This is a genomic window from Humisphaera borealis, assembly GCF_015169395.1.
Lineage (GTDB): Bacteria > Planctomycetota > Phycisphaerae > Tepidisphaerales > Tepidisphaeraceae > Humisphaera > Humisphaera borealis.
Genome location: NZ_CP063458.1, coordinates 5,701,254 through 5,728,191, shown reverse-complemented (window position 1 = coordinate 5,728,191; position 26,938 = coordinate 5,701,254). Strand labels below are relative to the sequence as shown.

The window sequence follows — 26,938 nt, the reverse complement described above, 5'->3', positions numbered from 1 at the left end:
CAGATCGGACGTGGATAATGAAGAGCCCTCCGATGGGGGTTAGGTTAGGATTCCCAGTACTGGCCGGTCAAGATTAAAATAAGTAAATCACCTATGGCAATCATGTATAAATGACTGGAGGCTTTCCCTGATACGGATGGGCGCGACCGCAAGCCGCGACGCTTGCAACTTGGCGTGTTTGGGGTGGACGGCCGCTATGAAAGGCGCGCAGGGAGCGCCGGCGCTTGCTCAGACCGTTAACGCCTGGGCGAACGTACCGGTGTGCCGGGCGTGGGGTGCGGCGAGGTCCGCCGCGAGGTGGTGACCGACGCGGGCGATTACTTCGACGGTGAAGTCGCGGGCACGGCGGCCGACGTCGGACGGGTTGTGGCGAGGCGTTTGGCCTTGGCCTCTTCCCACTGCGCCTTGGTCATGACGGTGCGAAGCCCCTGGTGATTGGTGCCGGAGTCGGGGCTGGTGTGCATTCGCGCACTGGGTCGGTACGAGGAGCAATACGAATCGCTGCACAGGAACGATCCGCCGCGGATCGATCGCTTGGGCACGCCCGCGCCGTCGGGGTCGACGCTTTGGTCGGGGCCCTGCGGGTTGACGGCCGTCTTTCCGCCGGCGGCCTGTTCGCCGTAGGTCAACGGGCTGAACCAGTCGCTGGCCCATTCCCAGACGTTGCCCGCCATGTCGTACAGGCCGTAGTTGTTGGGCTTGTACTGGCCGACGGGGGCGGCAGTGTCGTAGCCGTCCTCCAGGCTGTTTTCGTACGGGAACTTGCCCTGCCAGATGTTCGCGTGGGACTTCTTCGGGTCGAAGGGGTCATCGCCCCAGGTGTAAGGCTTCTTGTCGAGCCCGCCTCGTGCGGCGAACTCCCATTCGGCTTCGGTCGGCAGGCGCTTGCCGGCCCATTTGCAGTACGCGACGGCGTCGTCCCAACAGATGTGGACGACAGGGTAGTACTCTTTGCCCTTGATGTCAGACCCGGGGCCGGTCGGGTGCTGCCAGTTGGCACCGCCGACAAATTCCCACCACTGGAACCAGTTGGAACCATCGGTCGGCACGGGGCCGCGCGTCTTGCGGAACACCAGCGAACCGGCCTTGAGACTGTCCTTGGGCGGGGGCGGCGTGCCGGGCGGGAGCTGCTTCATGATCTCGCGCAGGTCCGGCACTTTCTCGGCCGTCGTGACGAAACCCGTCGCATCGACGAATGCCTGCCACTGGGCGTTGGTGACCTCGTAGATGTCCATGTAGAAGCCGTCGATGGTGACGGGGTGGACCGGGCGTTCCCACTCAAACCCGTCGCCGCGGGAGTCGCCCATGGCGAAAGTGCCGCCGGGAATCCAGACCATGCCCGGAGGGCCGCCATTATCAGAATGCGTGAAGTGGTCGGGCATCTTGAGGCAGCAGGCCTTGATGCCTTCTTCTTCGCCGGCGGGCTTGGTGGTGGGGTTGGCGGCGGTCTGACCCCACGTCCAGGGCCGGGCGATCACGATCGCGGCGCCCAGCGCCGCCACCACCAGCAGTACGATGAAGGAGCCGAATCCGCCGGACTGGGTGGATGACGAGTTGTTATCGCGCGAGTGCCGTTGGGCCATGGTTCACCAGACAGGAAGACGTCGAACACCTTGAACTATTGTGGCGGAGCAGGCATCTGCAGCACAGCCGGGCTGTCCGCGGTTGGTGGAAGAGGGCTCGGAACGCCAGTCCTACATGTAGATCGTACCAATGATCGTGCGTTTGCGGGGGCGGGTATCGAGTTCGACCAGGACGACCTGCTGATATTCCCCGGTCATCATCCGCCCGTCCTGAAGCGGAACCGACAGGCTCGGGCCGAGCAGTGCCGCCCGAAGATGCGAGTGGCCGTTGTCATCGTGCCAGGTGGCTTCGTGCTCGTAGCGGGCGTCGTCGGGGACAAGTTTCTGCAGAAGCGCGGGAAGATCGTGCTTCACCAGGCCGACTTCGAACTCGAGCGTCGTCAGCGCCGCGGTCGAGCCGACGACAAACAGCGACAACATCGCCGGGCCCTTGGCTATCCCCGGTGCGGTCGCGGAGACCTCCTGGAGCTTGCGCGCGATCTCGGGCTGTAGGTTGATGATCTGCGCATTGCCTTCGGTGGCCAGCGCAATGGTAAATCGGTAGACAGCCATGACCGTTTCCTCCTCGCAATCGCGCCGAACACTTGACCAAGATTGAGACGCGGTGACAAGCGGTGTGGAAGGCGGGTATTTCGCCAGACGCTTCACTTTCGATGCCGGTCTGCCGTTTGTTGATCTCGACATCACGCGACAACGTTGCGACGATGCCGAGTGTGAGAATCCAGCGAAGGTCCTTTCTCGCCTCGGCCGCTGGCGCGATCCTTTGGCCCGGATCGCTGCGCGCAGACGGTCCCCCGCCGGCGACAACCCCGGCATCCCGCCGTGTCTTGCCGACGGCGGTCGCCGATCGGTGCGAAGCATTGCTCGCCAGGGCGGTGCGTTCGCCATATGGCTTCGGCTGGAATGAAGAGGTCGAGGGGATCGACCTGAACCGCGCCCGCCCCAAGGGGCGACCCCCGGAGATAAACGCGACGCTGACCGCATCCGCCGGGATGCTGCTGCACCTGGTGGGTGAGACCTATGCGGCCGAGAAGTTCACTGCGGCATCAATCGAGGCAGGTCGTGGGCTGCTTGCTGTTCAGACCCGCACCGGGCAGATCCGTAGCCTCGGCGTCATGGGTGCCTTCGGCGGCACCAAGGACGATGCGGCCGACGTCCCCGACCGCCGGCCGACCTGTGCCGCGCTTGCGACACTGCTGTCCATCCTCGCGTCGCAGCCGAAACAGGACGCACGCCTGCGGGGCCCTTCGCTGAAGGCCGCGTACTGGCTCTCGGGGCAGCAGTCGCGCGCTGGCGGTTGGCCCAACCTTGTTCCGCCCGACGCAGCCAAGGGGCAGGGGTCGCGCCTGCTCGTGCTCAATCAGACCGACCATCGCAATGCGGCCCTGGTCACGCTGCTGGGCGGTGAAGTGCTCAGCGGGGAAGACGCGCGCGGGCAGTGGACGCCGGAACGCCAACTGCACCTGTCGTTCACTCGGGCGGCCGACATGCTCGGGTTCTGCCGCCTGAGCGCCGGTTTGCCGCCGGTCCGGGCGCTCTGGCCGACGATGTGCAAGCTCGACGGGGACGCGCTGACACGCCTTGAATCTGTACCGATCTGCGTGGACCTGCTGTCGTCGCGATACGCGCTGGAGGTGGCGCTGGCAGGCTATCTGGTTCAGCAGGAAGGCCGATTCGGGGAGATGCTGAAGGTTGCCCGTGATGCGATCTCGACACTGGGTCGGGACGCGCAGCAGCAGTGGTATCACCGGTATGACACGAAGCTCCAGCCGATCGTCCCGCCCCGACCCGAGTCGCCGGGCGTCTTCGGCGATCCGGTCCCCACAGCCGGGCCGGACGCGCCGACGCGTACCAAAGAGTTGTTCGCAGCGATCGAGCGCGTGACTCAGGCCGGCGCCAAGCGAAGCAGCGATGCATGGAACGCCGCGATGCCGATGAATCGCCGGCTCGCGCTCGTTGTTTCGGGCTTCATGCCCGATGCCCTTCTGACAGAGCGAGGAGCCTCGGACGAAGCCGGTCCCGACGCCAAGGCAGGCGGAATACTGGGGACAATCCGCTCGGCGTGGAACGAGATGTCAGCGGCTCGATGAGCGTGCAGATGATGCCGATGTCGCGACCAACGGCGCAGTCCGGGATGAACCACAGATGCACACAGATGGGCACAGATAAGACTTGAAGGCGATAGTTCTGGCAGAACCTGCCCGCGTGCCGAAAAGCCTTCTCAATGGCGCGTGTATGAAAAGACACACGAAAGAGCGTGCCATTCGTTGTGATGGCCTGCATCTTATCTGTGCCCATCTGTGCGCATCTGTGGTTCACTCTCTTCGAGTTACCCATCGTGCTGTCGTGCGACCGTGTCGATCGCGTCTTTCGCCCGCGACAGGTTCTCGAATGCGATCGCCGCGTTGCGCTGGAATTGCGGCAGCTTCACCCGCCGCATGGCCGTGTGGCGTGTCCCGGCGTGGTACTCGTCCATTGACCAGTGCCGTGCGCGGTCGACTTCGATGGATCCGGTCGGGATTCTCGGCCGTAGCGCCGCATCGGTTGTCTCCGGCGGCTGTCGGTTGTGCGGGCACACGTCCTGGCAGATGTCGCAACCGAAGACCCAATCGCCCATCTGCGACGCCAGCTCCGGAGCGATATCGCCGGTGTGTTCGATTGTGAGGTACGAGATGCACCGCCGGGCGTCGAGCTGATACGGGCCGGTGATCGCCTGCGTGGGGCAGGCGTCGATACAGCGGGTGCAGGTGCCGCAGTGGTCAGGCTCGGGTTCGTCGATGGGCAGGTCGATCGTCGTCAGCACCTGGCCGAGCAGCAGATACGATCCGACGCGGGGGTGAATGATGCAGGTGTTCTTACCCACCCATCCGATGCCCGCGCGGGCGGCCATCTCTCGCTCCATAACCGGTGCGGTATCGACGCTGCTGCGGGTTTGCGAGCCCGGGACAGTTTCGCGAAGCCAGTCGGCCAGATCGTAGAGCTTGTCCTTCAGATGGCTGTGGTAATCCTTGCCCAGGGCATAGCGGGCGATGCGGCCATGGCGCTGGCGGTCGGCTTCGGGAATGGGTTCGAGCGTGCTGTAATAGTTGCGGGCGACGCAGATGACCGACCTGGCTTCAGGCAGATACCGGCGCGGGTCGACCCGCTCGTCGAACCGGTCGGCGAGGTACGCCATCTCCCCCTGCCGGCCTTCGTCGAGCCAGCGACGGAAGAACGCCGCAAAGCGTGAAGGATCGGCCGGCGCGATGCCGACGAGGTCGAAGCCGAGCTCGGTCGCTTTGGCCTTGACGGCGCGGGCGAGGGTGGCATCGCGAAGTTGATCGATGGGGTTGCGCATACCCGGTGCCGCTGCTATGGCGTTCTTCGCTTCGCACGCTCGGCCTCCAGCGACACCTGTGCCACCGGGCCGCTAATCGCGTTCGTGCCGAGTGTGTTCAACTGGAAGACCAGCCGGTTGATCGCCGCCACCAGGTGAACGACCTGCGTGTCGTCGGTCGTTTGCTCCAGCTTCTCTTTCAGTTGCTCGATCTGCTTCAGCCACTGCACTTCGTGCGGGATGAAGTCGTTCTGCTTCAACAGCCGAAGGGCCCACCAGGTGAGCCTTGCGTTCTCTTCGGCCGGCATGGGCTCGAGGTCGAGTGGCTTGCCGGCACCTTCCAGGCGGTCGAACTTTCCGTCCTTGATCGCCTGCTCGATCTTGCGGTCGGCCAGGCGATGCAGCGCGGCACCGAGGTCAATGTCCTTCAACGACATGGCCGGATTATAGGTGCTTTCGCCCACGAATGATCGGACGCGAACGGTCGGTGACTTTTACGTCTGTAGTGGTCAGACCGGCGCATTGCCTGTCCCGCCGCATATCAGCCTTGAAATCCGCATGATTCCCGGCACTTGAGGCAAAGGGGGATCGGCGGCAATCCGAAACCGCTCTTGGGATGGCCTGCTGTGTGGCCGACCCGGGAAAGGTAGCGGACAATGATCAGTTTAATACCCGCGGAACTCGGGACGAGGCAGTCGTCCCTTCCGAACTTGGCAATGCCGACGGACGCGACCGCCCCGCTGCCCGACCTGTCGCGGCTGATTCCCGATTTGCCGCCGGTGGAGGTGATCGAGCAGCAACTTGACGCGGTGGAGCGCGAAATGACGTCGCTCCGTGAAGAAGTGGAGCAGCTTCGCAAGCGCGACCGGACCGTCAACTTCCATATGCAGCGCATCGACGAAGAGCTGCGGATGGCAGCACGATTGCAGCAGGACTTTCTTCCGAAGTCGATGCCAAGATTCGGGACTGTCGGGTTCAATGCCCTCTGGCGTCCGGCAGGGTATGTCAGCGGGGACATCTACGACATCTTCCGCCTCGACGAGAACCATGTCGGGTTCTACATCGCCGATGCCGTCGGGCACGGCGTACCGGCGGCGCTGCTGACGATGTTCATCAAGCATTCGCTCGTCACGAAAGAGATCAGCAATCAGACCTACCGTCTGCTGGATCCCGGCGAAACGCTGGCCCGGTTGAATGACGCCCTCGCCGGGCAGAACCTGGCGACCGGTACGTTTTGCACGGCGTGCTATGCGGTGCTCGACCTGCAGACCCAGGTGATGGAACTGGCCAGCGCCGGCCATCCGACGCCCATGCTGCTGCGCGGAGACGACCCGCCCAGGCCAATTCCGGTCGAAGGTTCCCTGCTTGGTATCTTCGAAGGAGAGCAGTACCGAACGCGAACGATTCAACTCGGCGCCGGGGATCGCGTCCTGCTTTACACCGATGGCGTCGAAGTCGCGTTCTCACCCGACAGCGAGACCGCCGATCCTTACCGATTCAGTGAGGAGCTCTTCAAGCGAAGGCATCTCAGCGGCGAGGCGCTGATCTACGAGATCGCCCGTCACCTCGACTTCGAAGTCGGCAGCCTGAATCCGCGGGACGATCTGACGCTGCTTGTGATGGGAATCGGGGGCGAAGAGACGGTGTGAACTCCCCTCCTCCGGCGTACCGGAGGAGGGGATTCGTTGCCATACGTTGGGGTCGGTTACGCCAACTGCTCCCGCACGCGCTTGAGCAAGTTGAGCGTGGCCTTGATGCCGTCGCGCTCTGCGAGCTTGGTTCCTTCGTACTCGATGCCGACGTAGCTGTGGTAGCCGGCACCGAGGACGATTTTCATCATCTTGATGTAATCGGTTTTGGTCTCGTTGCCCTGCGCGTCGAACTCATGGCTTTTGGCGCTGACGCCTTTGGCGAAGGGCATGAGCTCCGTCACGCCCTTGTAGCGGTCGTATTCTTCGGTCGGGGAGACCTTGAAATTGCCGAAATCGGGGAGTGTGCCGCAGTTCTTCTTGCCGGTCGCCTTGATGGTCTTGGCGAGCCATTCGCCATTGCTCGAGAGACCGCCGTGGTTCTCGACGATGCAGTTAAGGTCCAGCTTGGCGCAGTAATCGCTGAGCCGTGCCAGGCCGTCGGCGGCGAGCTTGCTCTGCTCGTCGTAGCTCCCCTTGCTCTTGGCGTTCACGCGGATCGAGTGGCAGCCGAGAAACTTCGCAGCGTCGGCCCACTTGTGGTGGTTTTCAACGGCAAGTTTGCGCTTGGCCTCGTCGGGGTCGCCGAGGTCGCCTTCCCGATCGCACATGATCAGTACGCTGCGTACGCCATGATCGTCGGCACGCTTCTTCATGTCGGCGAGATAGGCTTGGTTGGTGGCCTTGTCCATGAACATCTGGTTGACGTACTCGACGCCGTCGATGTCAAACTCGGTGCGGGCAACCTTGGCGAAGTCGAGGTGGTCCATCGACTTGTCCTTAAGCATCGCGACGTGGAAGGACCACTCGGCGAGCGAGATCTTGAACAACGGGGCTTTGACCTTGTCCTTCGCGACCGGGTCGGCGGACGTGGTGCTGGTTGAGCAGCCCAGGGCCGTGCCGGCGGCCGAAAGGGCGGCGAACTTGAGCAGGTTGCGACGAGTGAGCATGGGGTTCCTCCGGAGCGAGATGCGGTATCGCCCAGACGAACCGGGCTTCCCTTCGGATAGTAACGGTGCCGGACAAGTCCTCCAAGCAAATGCGGCGGAAGGCCGGAGCCGGTTATACTAAACCAAGAAATGGCTAGGACGATTTCCACTCCAATGTTGCTCCAAGGCGGCCCGTTTATCCTTTCGAGATGGCGGGTGAAGGAAGGCGAGTACATCCTCAAAGGGCAGGTGATTGCAGACATCGAGACAGACAAAGCCTGCGGCGAGCTAGAAGCCGATTGCAGCGGCCACGTACGGCGGCTTCTTGTCGCCGAGGGTGCGGCGATTTATCCCGGTGAGCCGCTGATCGACCTGGACGAGTCGGCCTGATGTCTCGACCCCTGATCCCGACCCCGAACCCGACCCGTGCGAGGGCTCCACATGTCCGACTACGCCTGCCCCGAGTGTTCGACGCCAGTGCCTGAGCAGGCGATGTACTGCCCGCGATGCGGCAGCGACCTCCTGGAGTTCAAACCGGCGACTCCGGCATCCGCAGAATCGGCCAAGTCGAAGCGGGAATCGATCGTCGGTTGGACGCTTTGGATTTCGGGTGGCCTGCTCGCCGTCCTGGGCCTTTTCACACTTTCCGGCGTGCGAAGCTGGGTGGCGCTAGGCCTGGGGATCGCGATGTTCGTCGTCGGCCTGGGGACGCTCGTCGGCGACGACACGAAGAGGCAGTCGAAGGGGAAGAATCGGAGACGCGCGAAGAACGAGACAACTGTTTAGCGGGTGGACCGACTACAGCGTGACGCCGTCTTTCCAGATCGCGATCTCGCGGTTGCCGCTGATCTCGTTCCGTGCTTCGCGTTTACCGCTGGCGACATCGAGGCACAGATCGTAGAGCTGCTCGGCCAGGTCGTCGGCCGAGGCGCCGTCGGCGAGCATGGCACCGGCGTCAAAATCGATCCAGCTCGGCTTGCGATCGCGCAGTGCGGTGTTACTGGAGACTTTGATCGTCGGCACCGGCATTCCCAGCGGTGTTCCCCGGCCGGTGGTGAACAGCAGCAGGTGGGCACCGGCAACGGTCATTGCGGTGCTGGAAACGCCGTCGTTGCCGGGGGCGTTCACCAGCGCCACGCCCCTGCGGCCCGGTTTCGCAGGCATGCCGTAGGGAAGCACATCGACGATCGGTGACGACCCGGCCTTCTGCACGCAGCCGAGCGATTTCTCGGCTAGCGTGGTGATGCCGCCGTCCTTGTTCCCCGGCGACGGGTTCTCGTCGATCGGCTGGTTGTAGCGGCGAAAGTAGTCACGGAAGCCGTTGACCATCGTCAGCGTGTCGTCGATCGTTCGTCGACTGCTGCATCGCTCGAGCAGCACCTGCTCGGCGCCGAACATCTCCGGGACTTCGGTCAGCAACGCCGTTCCGCCCCGGGCACAGTGTCGATCGGCGACGCGGCCGACCAGCGGGTTGGCGGTGATGCCGCTCAGCCCGTCGCTGCCGCCACACTTGAGGCCGACGATCAACTCCCGCGCATCGATCGGCTCCCGTTTGAACTGACAGGCCCATTCGACCAGGTTCGCGGCGATGTCGAGTCCGGACTCGATCTCGTCGGCGACGTCCTGCGCGTTGAAGTACTTCACCCGATCGGCGTTGACGCTGCCGACCTGCTCCAGCAGCAGCTTCATCTGGTTGTTTTCGCAACCAAGGCCGAGGATCAGCACCGCGGCGGCATTGGGATGGCGAATCAGGCCGGCAAGGACCTTCTGGGTGTAGAGCAGGTCGTCGCCAAGCTGGGCGCAGCCGAACGGATGGGTAAAGGAAAAGACGCCGTCGCAAGTTTTGTAGCTGCAGTAGCGAGCGTTGGCAGCGCGGGCAATCTGCTCGCTGGCGCGGTTCACACACGCGACGGTGTTGATGATCCAGACTTCGTTGCGGATACCGACGCCGCCGTCGTGGCGGCGGAAGCCGTCGAAGGTACGGGGCGTCGCCGGCGGGTTGTTGATCGCCGAAGTGATTGGTGCGCTAAAGTCTGCATTGCCGACAGAGCCGGCGAGGTCGCTCGTCAGATTGTGCGAATGAACGAGTTCGCCTGCGGCAATGTGGCGCATGGCCCGGCCAATGGGGTGGCCGTACTTGATGACATGCTCGCCCGCTGCAAGATCCTTCAACGCCACCTTGTGCCCGCGCGGAATCACCGCGTTGGTGACGATCCCGAGCACTGCAGATCCCTGCGGCAATTCCGACAGCGCGACGGCGACGTTGTCTCGAAGATGGATACGGAGGAAATCGGGCATGTCATTGGGGACGGACATTCTTGTCAGTCGAGGCGGACCAAGCCGAGTCTTCGAACACGGATCCGCCCTCGACTTGCGACGAATCAAAGAAGTCGGCTGACGCTCGAACGGCCGCTTGGTCCCGAGTGACAGACAAGAATGTCTGTCCTCCACGTCTCTCGGGAGCGCCGAGTTTGACCCGCCTACTTGACGGTCACGGGCTTGTCCGCGGCCCATTGGATGGCGTTGCTCAGCAGTGTGCGGAACTGCGGCAACTTGAAGTCGTCGGCATGCCCGAGCGAGGTGTAAAAGATCCGGCCGCCTTTATACGTGTTCGTCCAGGCCACCGGCTCCGGCGGCTTGTCCTGGAACGTGCCCGTCAGCAGCGGCGTTGTGTTGGGTCCCAGGGGATTGACCTTGTACAGCGATCCGTTCGATTCGAAGGGGCCCTTTACGCCGCGCAGGATCGGGTGGTCCTTGGCCTTCTCGTCGATCGTGATCTTCGTGATCCCGCCCTTGCCGTAATGGTTGGTGTAGCTTCCGCCGAGCACCTGCTTGTCGAACTCCAGGTAAGTCTGGAACCCATGCGAGGCCGTTCGCAGCGCGACCACGGGCTTGCCGGCTTCGAACCAGGCTTTGAACTTCGCCAACTGATCCTCGGGCAGTTCGCGACGACGCAGGAACAGCACCAGCACGTCGGCGTCTTTCAATGCGTCCAGGCCGGCAATGCTCTTCACGTCGTCGCTGTTGATGTGCTGGGTTGCGTAGCCGAGCGGTTCGAGGACTTCTTTTGCAAAGGCAGGCAGGGTTTCCTTGGCACCATACTCCTGCTCGGCCGAGATGAGCAGTACTTTCGTCGGCTTGGCGTCGGCGAGGATCTGTGTGCTCAGGATCGAAGGACACCAGAACTGCTCGATGTACTCAATGACCATCCCCGTACCGCAGGCATGGCTGACGAACGGTGCCCGACGCGGGTTGTACATCGCATCGGTGCAGTCGCGGACCAGGGCGCAATCGATGCCCCACCGCGTCATCTGCTTGATCGCGAACGATCGATGCAGGATGCACATGTTCGTATGAACGCCGCACACGAGAAGGTGCTTGATGCCCCGCTGCTTGAGGAGGTTGTAGACCTCCTGGCCGTTGTCGGTGATGGGGTCGGTGTCGGCGATTTCGATCGTCGAGATCTGCCGCTTCCACGGATACGGAATCGTCTTGCCGTTGGGGATGACGCACTGGGGAAGGTCGTCGCAGCCGTTGTCTTTGTCATCGATCGGGAGAGCAGGCCCGCCGGTGCGGTTGGGCGGGCTCGGCGGCTCGACCTTCGGGGCGGCGATCGCGAGTCTTCGGCCGGGAGCTTCGGCGTAGAACTTCATCGTGTCACTGGGGGCATGGATGATCAGCGACCCGTTCGCTCGCATGGACTTTGCCAGCTTGTCGATCCGTGGTGCGACCAGCGCGGTTCGCTCCGATGCACTCTTGCACCAGTGGGTATCCCACATGTCGCAGATGACCAGCGCTGTTTCCGACGGGGCCCACTCGGCGGGCTTCTCGACCACCTCGATCAGGCCACCAACTCCGCCGACCGGCGCACGGGTGCGAAGGTCCAGACGGTAAGACGGGTTGGCCGCGGCGACCGTCGTGCACAGAAGCAGTGAAGCCAAAAGAAGCGATCGGATAGCCATGGAATCCTCCAGGTGTCGAACGGAGCGTATCGCCAATGCGTCGATAGTACAGTGGAAGATGGCACGGCGCTGAGTTTCTTGCCGAGTGCCGACAATCCTGCGTCTTCGGGCAGTTGAAGGTTTCGTCGCAAACCCTAGAATGCCCGGACTGGAGGGGCGTTAGCTCAATTGGGAGAGCGCCGCGTTTGCAACGCGGAGGTTACCGGTTCGATCCCGGTACGCTCCATGGTGACAGAAAACCCTCGTCCTCTCGGGCGAGGGTTTTTGCGTAAGAGGGCCTTGCGACGATGGGCCGATCGGTGACAACCGCCCGTCGATCCGAACTTCATAGCCGCTGCCGAATCGTCTGTTCCATCGCCCTAGCTGCCTGGGTTCGGTAACGGAGCAGGCTCCAGGCCAGGCAAATTTCCCGCGTGGGTGCTTCGCCGGCAAATGGCAGGGTCAATCGCCCGGGGTTTTTGTCGTGGTCGGCCATCATCGCCGGCACCACGCTTACGCCGATCCCGGCCGACACCATTTCCGCGATGGTGCTCAGTTGTGCACCCCGCATCACCACGTTCGGCCGGACCTTGCGCCGCTGGCAGACGTGCGCCACCTGTCCCGAGAGGCAGTGCATTTCGTGCAGCACCAGGAACCGCTCTTCGGTCAGGTCCGACCAGGGAACGCTTTTTCGTTTGGCCAGACGGTGGGCTTTGGGCAGCAGGAGGTGCAGCGCCTCGTGGCCAATGGTCTCGACGTGCAACGTGGGGCCCCCTTCGAGCGTGGAAAGGATCGCCAGGTCGAGTTCCCCCTGCTCGGCGAGCGAAGCCAGGCGGGCGGTCACATCCTCAACGACATCGACATGCACATGGGGGTGTTTGCTGGCGAAGTGCTTGAGGACATCGGGAAGCAGGTAGGGCGCGATGGTGGGAATCGCGCCGATCTTGAGCGAACCCGACACTGTGGTGGCCGAGTCTGACAGCCTTCGGCGGGCGTCGGACAGTTCGGCGAGTATCCGCCGGGCGTGTTCCAGCAGCTTTTCCCCTGCCGCCGTCGGAACGACGCGTCGGGGCAGGCGGTCGAGCAACGGGGTACCCAGTTCGTCCTCCAGCTTCTTCACCTGCTGGCTGATCGACGGCTGGGCGACGCCCAATCGCTCGGCGGCGCGAGAGAAACTGGCCTCTTCGGCGATCGCGACCAGATAAACGAGTTGGTTAATTTCCATAGCTGTGGACTATGGATTCTCAGATTGCAGAGCGATTGTCAATGGCGGCGAGGGTGTCGGCCCCAACACCGCAGGTCGCCGGGCTATAATCCGCGAATGGACCTCTTCGCCGATGTACGCCAGAAGAATCTCGACCGCGTGGCCCCGCTGGCGGTGCGGATGCGCCCGCGGTCGCTCGACGAGTTCGTCGGTCAGCAGCACTTTCTGGCGCCCGGCAAGCTGCTGAGGCGCATGCTCGAGGCCGACCGATTGACCAGTGTCATCTTCTACGGGCCGCCGGGCACCGGGAAAACCACGCTCGCGTCGCTGGTGGCGCAGTACACGAACTGTCACTTCGAGCAGGTCAACGCCGCCGCCGTGGGAGTGAAAGAGGTTCGGGCGATTCTGGATGGGGCGCGCGACCGCCTCGGTCACAATGGTCGCCGTACAGTGCTGTTTCTCGACGAGATTCACCGGTTCAATCGGTCGCAGCAGGACATCCTGCTGCCGGATGTCGAGGCGGGTCACATTATCCTGGTCGGGGCGACGACGGAGAACCCGTTTTTCTCCGTCAATTCGCCGCTGATCTCTCGCAGCCAGGTGTTTCAGTTCGCTCCGATCGCCGAGGACGATATCCGGCAACTCATTCGCCGGGCGGCGACGGACAAAGAGCGAGGCTTTGGCAAGCTGCCGATCGAACTAACGGACGAGGCCGTCGATCACTGGGCGAAAATCTGCGACGGCGACGCCCGCCGGGCGCTGATGGCGCTGGAAGTGGCGGTCCTGAGCTTGATGGAGGAAGGCACGAAGGCACACCAGCACGAAAGCGCCGAGGGTAAGGAGCCGTCTACCCTTCGTGGGTCCGTCCCCACGCTCACAATTTCCCTCGACGTCGCCGAGCAGTCGATCCAGCAGAAGGCGATCGTGTACGACGGCACCGGCGACGAGCATTACGATGCCGCAAGCGCACTGATCAAATCGATGCGCGGCTCCGATCCCGATGCGGCGATCTATTGGCTCGCGAGAATGTTAGAGGCCGGGGAAGACCCTCGCTTCATCGCCCGACGGATTGCGATCCTGGCAAGCGAGGACGTCGGCAACGCCGACCCGCGAGCGATCAGCATCGCGGCTGCGTGTTATGACATCGTCGAGCGCATTGGCATGCCCGAAGCCCGCATTACACTGGCGCAGGCAGTCGTTTACATGTCGGCCGCACCCAAATCGAACCGCTCCTATGCGGCGATCAATGCGGCGGTGGACGATGTCCGCAACGGCCGCACCATTCCCGTTCCAAAGCATCTTCGGGACGGGACTTACGCCGGTGCGGCAAGACTCGGGAATGGTGCCGGCTATCAATATGCCCACGACCAACCCGGGGCATTTGTGGCGCAGGACTATTTGGGTGTCGATAAGACATATTATGTGCCGAGCGACCAGGGATTTGAGAAGGAGATCGGCAGACGGCTCGACTGGCTTTGGAACCAGCCAAAGGCGGGCGAGAATGCGAATGAGGGATCCGATAGAATGAAGTAGGCTCAAACGGATACGCCCCGGGGAGCGTAGAAGGTGTCGGAGCGTCGGGGAAATGGGCTCAACGGGTGCACGAGGAACGGGCTTGGTGTTAGTGGGCGTGGATTGTCGGGGTTCGTCTTACTACAGTTGTTCGAGGGTTGTGTGTTATGAACGATGGAACCAACAAGCCAGCGATTCGCCGCAAACTGCGCGACATCCTTGCCGGCATGACCGATGCCGACCGCCATGCCAAGAGCATCGCGGCCTGTTCGCTGTTGGCGACGACGCCTGAGTTCGCCGCGGCATCAACCGTCATGCTCTACATGAGCACGACGCTCGAAGTCGATATTGCTTCCCTGGCGCTGAAATGTTGGCAGTCCGGAAAAACGGTCGTCGTGCCGCGCGTCAGCTGGGACCAGCGGCGAATCCTGCCGGTGGAGATTTCGTCGCTACAAACCGGGATGACGACGACAGGCCATGGGATTCGCGAGCCCGACGCGACGGCTGGCAAGCCCATCCCGACCGATCTGATCGATCTGGTGGTTGTCCCGGGACTGGGATTCAGTGAGCAGGGATACCGCATCGGACGGGGCATGGGTTTCTATGACCGGTTTCTCGCCCAGCCAGAGTTTGTGGGCATTCCGTGCGGGTTGGCGTTCTCCGACCAGGTGGTTCCGGAGATTCCCGTCCTTGACCATGACATGCCGCTTAGTATGCTCGTCACGGATCGTGGGATCAGCCGATTCTCTTCCAACCTGATCAGTAGTCGCTGATCGTGCCGTTTTCTGCCTCGCTGGGCAATTTTGCCCGGGAATGCGGATCGTGCCTCGGCGACTAAAACAGAGAACATGGAGGTTCTCGTGCCGTTCATTTCATCTCGCCGGTTCTGGACCAAGGTCAGCCGGGCTTCCGCCGTTGTTCTGCTCGCCGTTCTTCTGGCGGGGGCTTTTGTCTACCTTCAGAAAACCAAGCCTGCCGGCGCGACCGATGGTGCCAATGTCGCTCCTGTGTCACCCGGCGGTTCGGGGAGCGCCTCGATCGTCACGGGCCAGACGGGCCAATTGGTCCAGCCCACGGCTCCGAAAGATTCGGGCTCCGCACTCCCGCCGCTGAAACCCGTCAATGCCAAGGTGCCGGCCAAGACGGACGCTGCCAAGGCCGATGCCGGCAAGGCCGCGGCGGCGAAGGTCACTCCCCCGCCGCAACCGGGCAAGGCTTACGTGCCGCCGGCCCCATCGGCTCCGATCGCCAACGCCGACAAGGTGATCCTCGACGCCAAGGCTCGCCTGGATGCCGGCGACTTTGTAGGCGTCCGCGCCCTGCTGAACGACGGCATCTGCAACGAGCAGTTCAAGGGTGTCGCCGCCGATCAGGCCCGGGCCCTGCAGGCGAACGCCAACAACCAACTCCTGTTCACGCCCACGCCGGTCGCCAACGATCCCTACACGCAGATGGCGAAGATCGAGAACAGCGGCAGCCTGCGGGCGATCGCCCGGCAGCACGCGGTGTCGTGGGAGCTGATCTGCCGCATCAACAACACGACCGACCGCCGCATCCGTGTCGGCCAGCAGCTCAAGACGCCGTTCGGGCCTTTCCACGCCGTCGTCTGGAAGCAGGCCTACCGGATGGACCTGTTCCTCGGCGGACTGCCGGGCGAGCCGGGCGCGCTGTACGTCACCAGCCTGCCGGTCGGCCTGGGCAAGGACGACTCGACGCCCACGGGGCTCTGGACCGTCGTCCCCGGCGGCAAGATGAAGAACCCCGCCTGGACCAACCCGCGCTCCGGCGAACATTACGAAGGCTACGACCCCAAGAACCCGCTTGGCGGCTACTGGATCGCGCTCAAGGGCGAAGAGGGCAACGCCGTCGGCAAGACCAGCTACGGCATCCACGGCACGATCGAGCCCGACAGCATCGGCAAGCAGGCGTCGATGGGCTGCGTCCGGCTGAAAGTCGAAGACGTCCAGCTCGTCTACGACATGATGAGCGACGGCAAGAGCCGGGTGCTGGTGCGGGAGTAACGCGGTCTTTGTGGCATGGGCATGTACTCATGCCCGTGTCCACCGCCTCGCGAGCCAACCGTCCAAGACACGGGCATGAGTACATGCCCATGCCACAAATCTACGCCCGACTTACCCAATCCCAATCCACCTTCGCCGGGTCGGCGATCCGCGGTAGGTCGAGCTTGAGCGTGTGCGGATACTTCTGCGCCGCGCCGCAGTTGAACAGCAGCACCTTCTCATCCGGCCGAATCCAGCCGCTCTCCTTTAGTTTGATCGCCGCCCCCACGCACGCCGCCGATTCGGGGCAGACGGCAATGCCTTCGGCGCCGCACGCCAATTGCATCCACTCGGTAATCTTCCCGTCTTCGACCGCGATCGCCGTCCCGCCGCTCTCGCGGATCGCGTCCAGGATTATGAAGTCGCCGACGGCGACCGGCACCCGCAGCCCACTGGCGATGGTTTTGGCGTTGGGGAACAGGTTGGCGAATCGGCTGCCGGATTCAAAGGCTCGCACGATCGGCGCGCAGCCGTCGGATTGCACAGACACCATGCGCGGCAGCTTGTCGGACTTCAGCCAGCCGAGCTCGCGCAGCTCCGCGAACGCCTTCCACATGCCGACCAGGCCTGTCCCGCCGCCGGTCGGGTAGAGGATGACATCGGGCAGTGTCCAGCCGGATTGCTCGGCCAGTTCCAGGCCCATCGTCTTCTTCCCCTCGATGCGGTACGGCTCCTTCAGCGTCGAGATGTCGAACCACTGCATCGCCGCCGTTCCCGCGCGGACGATCTTGCCGCAGTCGTTGATCAGACCGTCGACCAAAAACACTTTCGCGCCGCACAACGCCGCTTCGAACTGGTTGATCACTGGCGTATCGGCCGGCATGAAGACGTAGGCCTCCATCCCCGCGCGGGCGGCGTAGGCGGCCATCGCGCCGCCGGCATTGCCGGCCGTCGGGATCGCCACCCGCTTCACGCCGAACTGCTTGCACATCGAGATCGCCACCGTCTGCCCGCGGCTCTTGAAGCTGCCGGTCGGAAGCTGGCTCTCGTCCTTGATCCAAAGGTTGTCGAGCCCGATCGCCTGCCCCAATCGCGGGCAGCGGAGGATCGTCGTCATTCCTTCGCCGAGCGACACAATTGATGCGTCGTCCTTCGGCGGCAGCAGCTCCCGATAACGCCAAAGCGTCGGCGGCCGCGACTGCAGATCGGCCGGGGTCACGGCACGGCGGACGGCGTCGAGATCGTAGCGCACCCAGATGGGCCGATCCTTGTGCAGCGTGTGTGCGACGTTCGGATCGAGTCGAGCGCCGTCGATCGCGCCTTCGAGATGGGTGACGAAATGTGGCATCGTGATCGACCGCTTGTAGCCATGCCGGCCTGATCGAATCGGCGCAGGGGCGGTCATACGGCGCGAGACACGACCGGCAATACCGTTGGCATCGCAAAGAACCGACGCACGGAGAACCTCAATCCCCACTCTCCAGGATCGCCATGAACGCCTGCTGCGGGATGTCCACGCTGCCGACGCGCTTCATGCGCTTCTTGCCTTCCTTCTGTTTCTCGAGCAGCTTGCGCTTACGCGTTACGTCGCCGCCGTAGCACTTGGCGGTCACGTTCTTGCCGACGCTCTTGATCGTCTCGCGGGCGATGATCTTGCCGCCGATCGCCGCCTGCAGCGGGATTTCGAACAGGTGGCGGTCGATCTCTTCTTTCAGGCGGACCAGCAGGCCTCGGCCGCGCTTCTCGGCGTGGTCGCGGTGGACGATTACGCTCAGCGCGTCGACCTTGTCGCCGTTCACAAGGATGTCGAGCTTCACCAGGTTCCCCGAGCGGAAACCGATCAGGTCGAAGTCCATCGTGCCGTAGCCCTTGGTGGCGCTCTTCAGACGGTCATAGAAATCGTAGATGACTTCCGCCAGCGGCAGCTCGTATTGCAACATCACGCGCGTCGCACCGATGTACTCGGTCTTCTTGTAGATGCCGCGCCGGTCTTCGCAGAGCTTCATCAGGTTGCCGACGCAGTCGCCGGGCAGGATCAGGTTCATTTCGATGAACGGCTCGCGGATTTCTTCCACGTGGTTCGGGTCGGGGAGCTGGCTCGGCGAATCGATGCGGAAGACGGTGCCGTCGGTCTTCTTGATCTCGTAGGTGACCGTCGGGGCGGTCTGGATCATTTCGATGTTGAACTCGCGCTCCAGCCGTTCCTGGATGATTTCCATGTGCAGCAGGCCGAGAAACCCGCAGCGGAAGCCGAACCCCAGCGCGTCGTTGCTTTCAGGTTCGAAGCTGAACGAACTGTCGTTGAGGCTCAGGCGGTCCATCGCGTCGCGCAGTTCGTCGTACTGCGTTTTGCCGGACGGGTAGAAGTCGCAGTACACCATCTGCTGGCTCGGCTTGTAGCCGGGAAGTGCGGCGGGCGCGGGGTTGCCGGCGTCGGTGATGGTGTCGCCGACGCGAACATCGTGCAGGTCCTTGATCGCCGCGACGATGAACCCTACCTCGCCGGTCCCGATCACTTCGACCTGCTTCGGCCGGGGCATGAGTTTGCCCAGATCGGTGATCTGGTACAGCTTGTTGGTACCCATGAAGCGGATCTTCATGCCCTTGCGCAGCTCGCCGTCGATGACGCGAACGTAGGTGATCACGCCGCGGTAGTCGTCGTAGATGCTGTCGAAGATCAGGGCGCGGGTGGGCAGCTCGGGCTTACCGGTGGGTGGCGGAAGCTTGTCGCACAGCGCGGTGATCAGTTCGTCGATCCCCTGCCCGGTCTTGGCCGACACGAGAATCGCGTCCTCGGCGGGGAAGCCCAGCACCTGTTCAATTTCCTCGGCGACGCGCACCGGGTCGGCACTCGGCAGGTCGATCTTGTTAATGACCGGAACGATCTCGAGGCCCACTTCGACCGCGGCGTAGGCATTGGCGACGGTCTGCGCCTGAACGCCTTGCGTCGAGTCGACCACCAGGATCGCGCCTTCACACGCCTGGAGCGCCTTCTGCACCTCGTAGTGGAAGTCCACGTGGCCGGGCGTATCGATGAAGTTCAGCATGAACCGCTCGGTACGGCCGTCGGGATAGGTGTGGTCGTGGAAGACGGTCACGGCCGACGCCTTGATCGTGATGCCCCGCTCCCGTTCCAGGTCCATGTCGTCCAGAATCTGGTTCTGAAACTCACGCTCGGTAATCGCGCCGGCGCGCATGAGCAGCCGATCGGAGAGGGTGCTCTTACCATGGTCGATATGGGCGATAATCGAGAAGTTGCGGATCTGCATGTACTTATGGCCAATGAACGGGGCTGAGTGGTCGCGAGTCCGCCGATTCTACGCCCCGCGGGGTTTAGCCACAAATGGATTGAGGGATCGCGCGCATCGGCATCGATCGGCACGGCGACCACAATAGGTCGTGCGAACCGATCTTCCAGCAGATACGCGGCGACCCAAAGCCAAACGCCCCGCCGTCACCGACCCTCGCCACGACACCCAAAGCGGCATTCAACCGGTTGACAATGGGTTTGATTTGGGAAATTCGATGTTTCCGCGCCATGCAGATCCTGGGCGAGTTGTCACGTCGACGAATCCTCCGCTGCAGGCAATCGTCGGAGATGCCACCCTCGGCATGGCGGGGAGAACCGAGTCCACGCGACATTCATTGGTCGCAGCTTTCATCGGCCGTCCTCGAGTCCCGTAGGCCGAAGCGGGTAGCAGACGCACCAGTGCCTATATGTTCGTATTTTATTAGGATTTCTCGATATTGCAAGCGATTCTTCTTCCTTCTGCTGCGATCAGAATAACCGCCGAGGCGAACTGCCAGCAAGATTCTGTAATTAGCATCTCTGTGTGAGCCTCGGCAGATCGAAAAGGGGCCGCTCATTTGACGAGGATTCGGCGCCCGCTATCTTGCCTCTCTAAATCGTGACGAGGAGAACCGTTTGCCTGCGCATAAATGTGGCTCTCCTCGGACGCGTCGCGCAGTTGTCGATCATGGGCGGGGATGGAGTTCGGCTTTATTGCCGCCTTTCTGGGCATCAAGTCCAGTGCATCGAAGAGCTTGGAACGCGGGTTGCATACCGCTGGCCGTTCCCGCTGTGATCGACGAAGCGCGAGTTGTTGAGACGCTTGAGTTGATAAACCCTTCGGAGCAGTCATTCCTGCCTGGGGAGCCTGGCCGGATGGCATCGTCCCGTTTTACCGATTTCCTTGAAGGAGGTCCCTTGCTGCAGACAGAGCGTAGAGTGTGGCCGAAATGGCCGTTGCTTGTGATCCTGGCACTTCTGGTCCTGCCCGTGGGTCAGGCCTGGGCCGAAACGGCCCCCGCCCCCGCAACGGCACCGGCGCCGGCAATTGATAATGGCGTCACTGCCTGGATGCTCATGAGCAGCGCGCTGGTCCTCCTGATGGTGCCGGGGCTGGCATTGTTCTATGGCGGCATGGTACGCGCCAAGAACGTGCTCAACATGTTCCTCTGCTGCATGGTCGCGATCGGCGTCATCGGCATGCACTGGATCTTCATTGGCTACGCGATCGCCTTCCCCGCCAACGCTCCCATCCTGTCGATCGGCGGATTCAACATCCTCGGGTTCGATCCCGGGCTGGTCATGCTCCGGGTCTTCAGCGAACCGGGTCAGATGTATCGCCTGGCGATGTCCGGCGACGCGACCAACGCGGTTCCGACCGGCGTTCCGGAACTGGCATTCGTCATGTTCCAGGGCAAGTTTGCCATCATCACCCCGGCCCTGATCGTCGGTGCCGTCGCCGAACGCATTCGTTTCGGCCCCTTCATCCTGTTCATGCTGATCTGGTCGACGATCGTCTACTGCCCGGTCGCTTACTGCGTCTGGAACGTTCAGGGCGCCCTCTGGACTTACGGCGTGTTTGACTTTGCAGGCGGCACGGTCGTTCACGTGCTGGCCGGCGTCAGTTCGCTCGCACTCTGTCTCGTGATCGGTCCGCGTGTGGGATACGGCAAAATACCGATGCCGCCCCACTCGCTCGGCCTGACGCTCATCGGTGCCGGCTTGCTCTGGTTCGGCTGGTTCGGGTTCAACGCCGGTTCCACCATCGCAATCCCCGGCAGCGAACTGAAGGATTTCATGGGCATCAGTGCGATGGCGTTCACCGCGACGCAGGTCGCCGCCGCCGCCGCAGCCACCGTGTGGATGTTTGTCGAGTGGTGGCACGTGGGTAAGCCCACCATCCTGGGCTTTGCCAGCGGCATGGTCGCGGGCCTCGTCGTCATCACGCCTTGTGCCGGTCACGTCAACCCCGGCGGCGCGATGGTTATCGGACTCATCGGCGGCGTGGTCTGCTACGGCGGCACGCAGCTCAAGAAGATCTTCAATTACGACGACTCGCTGGACGCGTTCGGCGTCCACGGCGTCGGCGGTGCGGCCGGCGCACTTCTGGTCGGCATCTTCGCCATCCGCCCCCTCATCGACGACAAGGCTCCCGGCGGCATGACCCAGTTCATCAAGCAGGCGGTCGGGCTGGGCATCGCGACCGTGTTCGCGTTCGTTATGACCTACGTGATCGCAACGATCATCCACAAGACGATCGGAATGCGCGTGTCGGTCGACGACGAACAGACCGGCCTCGACCTGGCACTCCATGGCGAGAAGGGCTACCACCTGGACGAAGACCTGATCGTCTAAGGTCTCCTGGATCACTGGCTCCCCCGCAATGCGAACTAACCCGCCTTCGGAACTTCAGCCTCGGCTGAATCCGAAGGCGGGTTTTTTGATGCCATCGCGGATGATTGTTGTAACCCCCCGCCTAATGCGATCCCCCGCGTTGCGACCCGCGTATTGCGACCCCCTAGCGTGATCCCCCTGTCGCGGCCGAGCCCCGCACGGCCGGCTGCTTTAAAGCGACGGCTTGTCTTCCGTTTCCCCGATCCGCCTGGCCGTCCGCAGGCCCCACCAGACGCCCAGATAGCCGAAGATCTGGAGCAGCACGTACACGGCTATCAGTACATGGACCTCGGGACGCAGGACCACGTAAAGCAGCAGCGTGACTGCAAGGATTGAGATCTGGGTCCGCGGAAGGGACTTCTTGTAGAGCTCCCAGGTGGTCATCGGCGGGTTGGCGGGTGTCTTCGGCATGATGGGGAGATCCTACCCGATCGACCTACGGAAAACCCGGGGGTGCACGGCCCTGCTGGTTGCATGATCGCTCGGCAATTCATGATGCCGTTATATTCCTTTGCGCGTTTTCTACGCAGCGGGGAATGCCTTAGTGGAAGTTGCAAAATCGCAGTAGGGGTTTTGAAGTGCCATCCTAGGGGGTTTTGTCGGACGCGGCATCGGATTTGTTACGTCCCCTGCACGAGTCAGCCGGAGGCCGACCTTATCAGGCATCTCTATCCGCGTCACCCGGGAAAGACATTCAGCGGTTTGCAGACTTCCTGACGGGCTGCCGCCGACTGGCTCAATCGTGATTCTTTCTTGAGACACCGCATGGCCGGTGATCAGCAGTAACACCACGTTTTCGGAGACTGACTATGAGGAAGTTTGCACGGCTGGCTGCCTGGGCCGGCGTGATTCTGGTGGCATGTATGGCGCTGACGCCGGATTCTGCGTACGGGCAGACTCCCCCCGCGGCCCCCCAACGATCGATGACGCGATCAAGAAGTCGGCGGACCTGCAGCAGGTCGCCAACACGGTCTGGACGCTGATCTGCGGCATGCTCGTGTTCTGGATGAACGCCGGCTTCGCGACGCTCGAAGCGGGCCTGTGCCGCAGGAAGAACTCGGTCCACATCCTGGCCAAGAACTTCATCGTGTTCGCGGTCAGCTCGATCGCGTTCTGGGTGGCCGGCTTCGGCATGATGTTCGGCGCGAGCGTCATCGGCGGCAAGACGCCGGACGGCGGCGGCGCGGCATTCGCCGGGTTCCTCGGCTGGGCCCCGATGTTCCCCGGTCTGACCGGCGATGGCGCGAACTATCCGGCATTGTCCTGGACCAATGTTCCTGAAGGCGTGAAGTTCTTCTTCCAGCTCGTATTCGCAGGTACCGCCGCGACCATCGTGTCGGGTGCCGTTGCTGAACGGACGAAGTTCAACGCGTTCATGATCTTCAGCTTCGTCCTGGTCGCGTTGATCTATCCGATCACCGGTCATTGGATCTGGGGCAATGGCTGGCTGGCCAATCTCAGCTCCGCGCCGTTCCACGATTTCGCGGGTTCCACTGTGGTACACAGCGTCGGTGGCTGGGCCGCACTGGCGGGTGTCATCATCATCGGACCGCGTATCGGCAAGTACACTGCCGAGGGCAAGGCCAACACGATTCCTGGTCACAACATGGGCCTGGCGGCACTCGGCTGCCTGATCCTGTGGCTCGGTTGGTTCGGGTTCAATCCCGGTTCGACCATGACCGCGAATCTGATGATTGGTCACATTGCCGTCACCACCAACACCGCTGCCGCGTTCGGCGCCGTCACCGCGACGATCGTCGCGTGGGTGGTCCTGGGCAAGCCCGACTTCGGCATGATCCTCAACGGCGGTCTCGCCGGTCTTGTCGGGATTACCGCCTCCTGTGCCGTGGTCAGCGTCGCCAGTGCGGCCATCATCGGCACCATCGCCGGCGGACTGGTCGTCTTCAGCGTGCTGTTCTTTGACAAGCTCAAGCTCGACGATCCGGTGGGTGCGCTCAGCGTTCACCTGGTGTGCGGCGTCTTCGGGACGATTTGCGTCGGACTGTTCGCCAACCCCGAGATCATTCCGCTTCAGGTCACGGACGTCTACGTGAAGCCGGGCCTGTTCTTCGGTGGCGGCGCGACGCAGCTGATCGCGCAGCTCATCGGTATCGGCGCCGTCGGTGCGACGGTGCTGGTCGCGTCGCTGATCACATGGGTGATTCTGAAGGTGACGATCGGCGTTCGCGTCAGTGCGACCGAGGAAATCGAAGGCCTCGACGTGGGTGAGCACGGCATGGAAGGTTACCCGGGATTCGCCCTGGACACTGCCGGCGAAAAGGACCACACGCTGGCTCCGGGAACGGCCAAGGGAACGCTGGCGACGGCCTGAGAATTCCCCTAAGAGATCTGCTGAGGGCATATAGGGCCGCGTGAAACTTCTTCACGCGGCCCTTTTCGTTTTTCAACTGCGGGATTGCTGTTCACCTGCCTCATTCGGTGGCGATCACCCGATTCGGTAGTGACGCCTGCGCTATAAATGTGCACGGGTCCTATAACTCGTGCATTGATTTTGCTGAGACAAGAATCGACTCACTTCCATTTTTCCACCGCTCAATCGCGGCATCGTATTTGTTAAGCGTTTCCCGTGGCTGTGTGGCGTCGGACTCTACCGCCTCAAGGCTACTGGAGCACCACGACTTGGCGACGGGCCGACACTCATCGGCCAAATCGTAGTGGAATGTTGATGCAGGGCAGTGTTGGTTGTTGGTGCCCTGGCATGCTGACTGCGAAGTCTTAACTACAGAGGTCGCGATGTGGGAACACTACCGTAACACGTTCGCCGGAATGCAGATCATGATCGGCGTCGTGACGGCGAGCATCTACCTGTTCTTCGGTCAGTCCATTTTTGTCGCTTCGGTCTTTTTCCTGGTCATGCAGCTTAGTGCCGTGATTGGTGCCGTCTGGGCAGTGCGGCTTCGTGCCTATGTTCAGCGTCGTCGGTCGGGCCTTCCGCTCGAGCCAAGGTTCTAACTGAGATGATTGTGCCGCAAGGCACCGGGCACAGCCGACTCTCGGGTGATTCCGGGCCTGTGTTCTAAACGACCCGTTCGTCCTTCACAAACTAGCCAAACGCAGGCGCGGTTGATGGTTCAGCCGCGCGATGGTTCTTGTCTATCTAGATTCAGGTGAGCGTATGAGAGATATCGGGCGATTCAGTCCCTGGCTTCGTGCCTGTACCTTGTTGGCCGCCGTCCTGGCCGGATCGGTGAGCGCTTTTGGCGCCGACGAGCCCGCGACCAAGCCGTCGACCGAGCCAGCCGCTGCCGCGGCAGCAGCCCCGGTGGTTGCTGCACCAGACCCCATCGGCTTTAACGGCGGTCCGACCAACCCTCTGCTCAACCCCAACAGCTATCTCACCGGCTGGGTCACCGGCAGCGCCGACAAGAACCTTGACGCCGACTCCGGCGGCACGTTCAAGCCCTGGGCCGGCGACAAGCCGACCGTTGAAGAACTCGGCCAGCACACGGCCAAGCTCTACTACTCGATGAACTTCGTCTGGGTGCTGATCTCCGGCTTCCTGGTGATTTTCATGCAGGCCGGCTTCGCACTGGTCGAAACGGGCCTGATCCGCGCCAAGAACGCGGCCCACACGATGAGCATGAACTTCGCGGTGTACGCGCTGGGCATGTTCGGCTTCTTCGTCTGCGGCTTTGCGATCATGTGCGGCGGTTGGAACGGCACGGCGATCGGCGGCCCGGGCATGCTCGGCGGCCTTCCCACGATGAACTCCATGTTCACCGTCGGCTCGTCTGTCGCCGGCGACAGCGGCTGGGGCCTCTTCGGCATGAAGGGCTTCTGCCTCACCGGCGCTGCTTATGACGGTGCCGTGGTCGTCATGTTCCTGTACATGATGGCATTCATGGACACCACGGCCACGATCGTGACCGGTGCCTGTGCCGAACGCTGGAGTTACAAGGCATTCTGCATCTACAGCATCATCATCGGCGCGTTCATCTACCCGGTCTTTGCCTGCTGGGTTTGGGGTGGCGGCTGGCTGGCTCAGCTCGGGTATCGCGCAGGACTCGGCCACGGCGTGGTCGACTTCGCTGGCTCGGGCGTCGTGCATCTTCAGGGTGGCGCTTTGGCCATCATCACCTCGCTGCTCATCGGGCCCCGCATCGGTCGATACACGGCCGACGGCAAGGTCAACCCGGTCAAGCCGCACCACATTCCGATGGTGCAGCTCGGCACGTTCATCCTGGCGTTCGGCTGGTTCGGCTTCAACGCCGGCAGCACGCTGGCTGCCTCCGACGGCCGTATCGGCATGGTCGCCGTCAACACCATGATCGCGGGTATGGCCGCGACCGTGACCGGCATCATCTACATGTGGGTCACGACGGGTAAGCCTGACCCGGCGATGATGTGCAACAGCATGCTCGCGGGCCTGGTGGCAATCACCGCCCCGTGTGCCTTCGTCGCCCCCTGGGCCGCGTTTGTCATCGGTGCCATTGCCGGTGTGTTGGTCATCTGGTCGGTCAACTTCTTCGACAAGATTCGCATCGACGACCCGGTCGGTGCCAGCAGCGTCCACGGTGTCTGCGGCGCGTTCGGCGTCCTCTGCGTCGGTATCTTCGCCGACGGCACCTATGGCAACGGCTGGAACAACGTCGGCTGGAAGGAATACATGGGCGTCGCCGGTCAGGGCGTGACGGGCCTGCTCTATGGTGACTCCAAGCAGATCATCGCGCAGATCATCGAAGTCGTTGTCTGCGTCGCCTGGAACTTCATCGTCGGCGGCATCGCCTTCTGGCTCGTCGGTAAGCTTGTTGGAAACCGCGTCTCTGCCGAAGTCGAAATTGCCGGCATGGACATTCCCGAGATGGGTGCGGTGGCCTACCCCGAGTTCCTCACCCCGGTTCTGCCCGAGAGCATCACGCCTCAGCAGGTCGCGGACGTTCGCAAGGGCGTTCTGATCGTCTGACGCCTCGTGCGGTTTTCGAGCTCAGCATCGGGCGCTCCGAATCGAAAGGTTCGGAGCGCCCTTTTCTTCTGCCGGTCACGGCCGCGCGGCTTCGCGGCACGCGATGTGCTAGGAACCGGCAGATGAGGATTGTGCGCGCATCAATGCCCAAAATCTGG

22 protein-coding genes and 1 tRNA gene are annotated in these 26,938 nt (G+C 62.7%); 12 read left to right on the top strand and 11 right to left on the bottom strand.

Annotated elements, in window-relative coordinates:
- Positions 1 to 317: 317 nt before the first annotated feature.
- Positions 318 to 1,583, bottom strand: a complete 1,266-nt coding sequence (locus IPV69_RS21505) for a formylglycine-generating enzyme family protein (RefSeq protein WP_206291780.1) — start codon at positions 1,581 to 1,583, stop codon at positions 318 to 320.
- 111 nt (positions 1,584 to 1,694) lie between these two features.
- On the bottom strand, positions 1,695 to 2,135 hold the full coding sequence (locus IPV69_RS21500) for a secondary thiamine-phosphate synthase enzyme YjbQ (RefSeq protein WP_206291779.1): 441 nt from the start codon (positions 2,133 to 2,135) through the stop codon (positions 1,695 to 1,697).
- 152 nt (positions 2,136 to 2,287) lie between these two features.
- Here IPV69_RS21500 and IPV69_RS21495 point away from each other — a divergent pair, with 152 nt between their 5' ends.
- Entirely contained in the window at positions 2,288 to 3,673 is a 1,386-nt protein-coding gene (locus tag IPV69_RS21495; RefSeq protein ID WP_206291778.1) for a hypothetical protein, read from the top strand.
- Between the two features lie 239 nt (positions 3,674 to 3,912).
- Here the strand turns inward: IPV69_RS21495 and queG are convergent, their stop codons facing one another.
- Together queG and IPV69_RS21485 are read right to left on the bottom strand one after the other, a co-directional pair.
- A complete protein-coding gene (queG, locus tag IPV69_RS21490; RefSeq protein ID WP_206291777.1) occupies positions 3,913 to 4,920 on the bottom strand; it encodes a tRNA epoxyqueuosine(34) reductase QueG in 1,008 nt (335 codons plus the stop codon).
- 14 nt (positions 4,921 to 4,934) lie between these two features.
- Positions 4,935 to 5,336, bottom strand: a complete 402-nt coding sequence (locus IPV69_RS21485) for a DnaJ family domain-containing protein (protein ID WP_206291776.1) — start codon at positions 5,334 to 5,336, stop codon at positions 4,935 to 4,937.
- A 279-nt stretch (positions 5,337 to 5,615) separates the two neighbouring features.
- Here IPV69_RS21485 and IPV69_RS21480 point away from each other — a divergent pair, with 279 nt between their 5' ends.
- Positions 5,616 to 6,548 (top strand): PP2C family protein-serine/threonine phosphatase, encoded by a 933-nt coding sequence (locus tag IPV69_RS21480; protein ID WP_206291775.1) that lies wholly within the window; start codon positions 5,616 to 5,618, stop codon positions 6,546 to 6,548.
- 56 nt (positions 6,549 to 6,604) lie between these two features.
- Here the strand turns inward: IPV69_RS21480 and IPV69_RS21475 are convergent, their stop codons facing one another.
- Positions 6,605 to 7,537 carry a TIM barrel protein gene (locus IPV69_RS21475; protein ID WP_206291774.1) on the bottom strand — a complete coding sequence of 311 codons (933 nt, stop codon included), beginning with the start codon at positions 7,535 to 7,537 and terminating at the stop codon, positions 6,605 to 6,607.
- A gap of 153 nt (positions 7,538 to 7,690) precedes the next feature.
- Here IPV69_RS21475 and IPV69_RS21470 point away from each other — a divergent pair, with 153 nt between their 5' ends.
- Together IPV69_RS21470 and IPV69_RS21465 are read left to right on the top strand one after the other, a co-directional pair.
- Positions 7,691 to 7,906 (top strand): lipoyl domain-containing protein, encoded by a 216-nt coding sequence (locus tag IPV69_RS21470; RefSeq protein ID WP_206291773.1) that lies wholly within the window; start codon positions 7,691 to 7,693, stop codon positions 7,904 to 7,906.
- Between the two features lie 51 nt (positions 7,907 to 7,957).
- Positions 7,958 to 8,302, top strand: coding sequence for a zinc ribbon domain-containing protein (locus IPV69_RS21465; RefSeq protein WP_206291772.1), 345 nt, complete (start codon positions 7,958 to 7,960; stop codon positions 8,300 to 8,302).
- 12 nt (positions 8,303 to 8,314) lie between these two features.
- On the opposite strand, the gene IPV69_RS21460 is transcribed toward IPV69_RS21465, so the two are convergent.
- Together IPV69_RS21460 and IPV69_RS21455 are read right to left on the bottom strand one after the other, a co-directional pair.
- A complete protein-coding gene (locus tag IPV69_RS21460; RefSeq protein WP_241179940.1) occupies positions 8,315 to 9,832 on the bottom strand; it encodes a UxaA family hydrolase in 1,518 nt (505 codons plus the stop codon).
- 164 nt (positions 9,833 to 9,996) lie between these two features.
- Complete coding sequence (locus tag IPV69_RS21455; protein ID WP_206291771.1) at positions 9,997 to 11,478, bottom strand: isochorismatase family protein; 1,482 nt, start codon at positions 11,476 to 11,478, stop codon at positions 9,997 to 9,999.
- Between the two features lie 153 nt (positions 11,479 to 11,631).
- On the opposite strand from IPV69_RS21455, the gene IPV69_RS21450 reads away from it, so the two are divergent.
- Positions 11,632 to 11,704: transfer RNA gene (locus IPV69_RS21450), tRNA-Ala, on the top strand.
- Positions 11,705 to 11,803: 99 nt separating this feature from the next.
- On the opposite strand, the gene IPV69_RS21445 is transcribed toward IPV69_RS21450, so the two are convergent.
- Positions 11,804 to 12,682: a LysR family transcriptional regulator gene (locus IPV69_RS21445; RefSeq protein ID WP_206291770.1), complete on the bottom strand. Its 879-nt coding sequence runs from the start codon at positions 12,680 to 12,682 to the stop codon at positions 11,804 to 11,806.
- A 96-nt stretch (positions 12,683 to 12,778) separates the two neighbouring features.
- Here IPV69_RS21445 and IPV69_RS21440 point away from each other — a divergent pair, with 96 nt between their 5' ends.
- The 3 genes from IPV69_RS21440 to IPV69_RS21430 all read left to right on the top strand — a co-directional run bounded on the left by IPV69_RS21440 (position 12,779) and on the right by IPV69_RS21430 (position 16,194).
- Entirely contained in the window at positions 12,779 to 14,194 is a 1,416-nt protein-coding gene (locus IPV69_RS21440) for a replication-associated recombination protein A (RefSeq protein ID WP_206291769.1), read from the top strand.
- 146 nt (positions 14,195 to 14,340) lie between these two features.
- Entirely contained in the window at positions 14,341 to 14,946 is a 606-nt protein-coding gene (locus tag IPV69_RS21435; protein ID WP_206291768.1) for a 5-formyltetrahydrofolate cyclo-ligase, read from the top strand.
- 87 nt (positions 14,947 to 15,033) lie between these two features.
- Positions 15,034 to 16,194: a L,D-transpeptidase family protein gene (locus IPV69_RS21430; protein WP_206291767.1), complete on the top strand. Its 1,161-nt coding sequence runs from the start codon at positions 15,034 to 15,036 to the stop codon at positions 16,192 to 16,194.
- A gap of 100 nt (positions 16,195 to 16,294) precedes the next feature.
- Here the strand turns inward: IPV69_RS21430 and IPV69_RS21425 are convergent, their stop codons facing one another.
- Together IPV69_RS21425 and lepA are read right to left on the bottom strand one after the other, a co-directional pair.
- Positions 16,295 to 17,521 (bottom strand): threonine synthase, encoded by a 1,227-nt coding sequence (locus IPV69_RS21425; protein ID WP_206291766.1) that lies wholly within the window; start codon positions 17,519 to 17,521, stop codon positions 16,295 to 16,297.
- Between the two features lie 118 nt (positions 17,522 to 17,639).
- Positions 17,640 to 19,442 (bottom strand): translation elongation factor 4, encoded by a 1,803-nt coding sequence (gene lepA / locus IPV69_RS21420; protein WP_206291765.1) that lies wholly within the window; start codon positions 19,440 to 19,442, stop codon positions 17,640 to 17,642.
- A 983-nt stretch (positions 19,443 to 20,425) separates the two neighbouring features.
- On the opposite strand from lepA, the gene IPV69_RS21415 reads away from it, so the two are divergent.
- The gene (locus IPV69_RS21415; protein ID WP_206291764.1) at positions 20,426 to 21,817 is read left to right on the top strand and encodes an ammonium transporter; all 1,392 of its coding nucleotides are present in this window, start codon (positions 20,426 to 20,428) and stop codon (positions 21,815 to 21,817) included.
- A gap of 210 nt (positions 21,818 to 22,027) precedes the next feature.
- Here IPV69_RS21415 and IPV69_RS21410 read toward each other — a convergent pair whose 3' ends face one another.
- Entirely contained in the window at positions 22,028 to 22,267 is a 240-nt protein-coding gene (locus IPV69_RS21410; protein ID WP_206291763.1) for a hypothetical protein, read from the bottom strand.
- 448 nt (positions 22,268 to 22,715) lie between these two features.
- Here IPV69_RS21410 and IPV69_RS21405 point away from each other — a divergent pair, with 448 nt between their 5' ends.
- The 3 genes from IPV69_RS21405 (at position 22,716) to IPV69_RS21395 (ending at position 26,780) form a co-directional block, all read left to right on the top strand.
- On the top strand, positions 22,716 to 24,188 hold the full coding sequence (locus IPV69_RS21405; RefSeq protein ID WP_206291762.1) for an ammonium transporter: 1,473 nt from the start codon (positions 22,716 to 22,718) through the stop codon (positions 24,186 to 24,188).
- A gap of 422 nt (positions 24,189 to 24,610) precedes the next feature.
- On the top strand, positions 24,611 to 24,829 hold the full coding sequence (locus IPV69_RS21400; protein WP_206291761.1) for a hypothetical protein: 219 nt from the start codon (positions 24,611 to 24,613) through the stop codon (positions 24,827 to 24,829).
- Between the two features lie 211 nt (positions 24,830 to 25,040).
- On the top strand, positions 25,041 to 26,780 hold the full coding sequence (locus IPV69_RS21395; protein WP_206291760.1) for an ammonium transporter: 1,740 nt from the start codon (positions 25,041 to 25,043) through the stop codon (positions 26,778 to 26,780).
- Positions 26,781 to 26,938 lie beyond the last annotated feature (158 nt).

What these genes read in the sequence shown, in the direction of transcription:
- IPV69_RS21425 (WP_206291766.1), bottom strand. Translation starts at nt 17,521, where the DNA reads ATGCCACATTTCGTCACCCATCTCGAAGGCGCGATCGACGGCGCTCGA.
- IPV69_RS21440 (WP_206291769.1), top strand. Translation starts at nt 12,779, where the DNA reads ATGGACCTCTTCGCCGATGTACGCCAGAAGAATCTCGACCGCGTGGCC.
- IPV69_RS21465 (WP_206291772.1), top strand. Translation starts at nt 7,958, where the DNA reads ATGTCCGACTACGCCTGCCCCGAGTGTTCGACGCCAGTGCCTGAGCAG.
- IPV69_RS21455 (WP_206291771.1), bottom strand. Translation starts at nt 11,478, where the DNA reads ATGGCTATCCGATCGCTTCTTTTGGCTTCACTGCTTCTGTGCACGACG.
- IPV69_RS21410 (WP_206291763.1), bottom strand. Translation starts at nt 22,267, where the DNA reads ATGCCGAAGACACCCGCCAACCCGCCGATGACCACCTGGGAGCTCTAC.
- IPV69_RS21445 (WP_206291770.1), bottom strand. Translation starts at nt 12,682, where the DNA reads ATGGAAATTAACCAACTCGTTTATCTGGTCGCGATCGCCGAAGAGGCC.
- queG (WP_206291777.1), bottom strand. Translation starts at nt 4,920, where the DNA reads ATGCGCAACCCCATCGATCAACTTCGCGATGCCACCCTCGCCCGCGCC.
- IPV69_RS21405 (WP_206291762.1), top strand. Translation starts at nt 22,716, where the DNA reads ATGTATGGCGCTGACGCCGGATTCTGCGTACGGGCAGACTCCCCCCGC.
- IPV69_RS21460 (WP_241179940.1), bottom strand. Translation starts at nt 9,832, where the DNA reads ATGTCCGTCCCCAATGACATGCCCGATTTCCTCCGTATCCATCTTCGA.
- IPV69_RS21400 (WP_206291761.1), top strand. Translation starts at nt 24,611, where the DNA reads ATGTGGGAACACTACCGTAACACGTTCGCCGGAATGCAGATCATGATC.
- IPV69_RS21470 (WP_206291773.1), top strand. Translation starts at nt 7,691, where the DNA reads ATGTTGCTCCAAGGCGGCCCGTTTATCCTTTCGAGATGGCGGGTGAAG.
- IPV69_RS21500 (WP_206291779.1), bottom strand. Translation starts at nt 2,135, where the DNA reads ATGGCTGTCTACCGATTTACCATTGCGCTGGCCACCGAAGGCAATGCG.
- IPV69_RS21480 (WP_206291775.1), top strand. Translation starts at nt 5,616, where the DNA reads ATGCCGACGGACGCGACCGCCCCGCTGCCCGACCTGTCGCGGCTGATT.
- IPV69_RS21485 (WP_206291776.1), bottom strand. Translation starts at nt 5,336, where the DNA reads ATGTCGTTGAAGGACATTGACCTCGGTGCCGCGCTGCATCGCCTGGCC.
- IPV69_RS21475 (WP_206291774.1), bottom strand. Translation starts at nt 7,537, where the DNA reads ATGCTCACTCGTCGCAACCTGCTCAAGTTCGCCGCCCTTTCGGCCGCC.
- IPV69_RS21495 (WP_206291778.1), top strand. Translation starts at nt 2,288, where the DNA reads ATGCCGAGTGTGAGAATCCAGCGAAGGTCCTTTCTCGCCTCGGCCGCT.
- IPV69_RS21505 (WP_206291780.1), bottom strand. Translation starts at nt 1,583, where the DNA reads ATGGCCCAACGGCACTCGCGCGATAACAACTCGTCATCCACCCAGTCC.
- IPV69_RS21435 (WP_206291768.1), top strand. Translation starts at nt 14,341, where the DNA reads ATGAACGATGGAACCAACAAGCCAGCGATTCGCCGCAAACTGCGCGAC.
- lepA (WP_206291765.1), bottom strand. Translation starts at nt 19,442, where the DNA reads ATGCAGATCCGCAACTTCTCGATTATCGCCCATATCGACCATGGTAAG.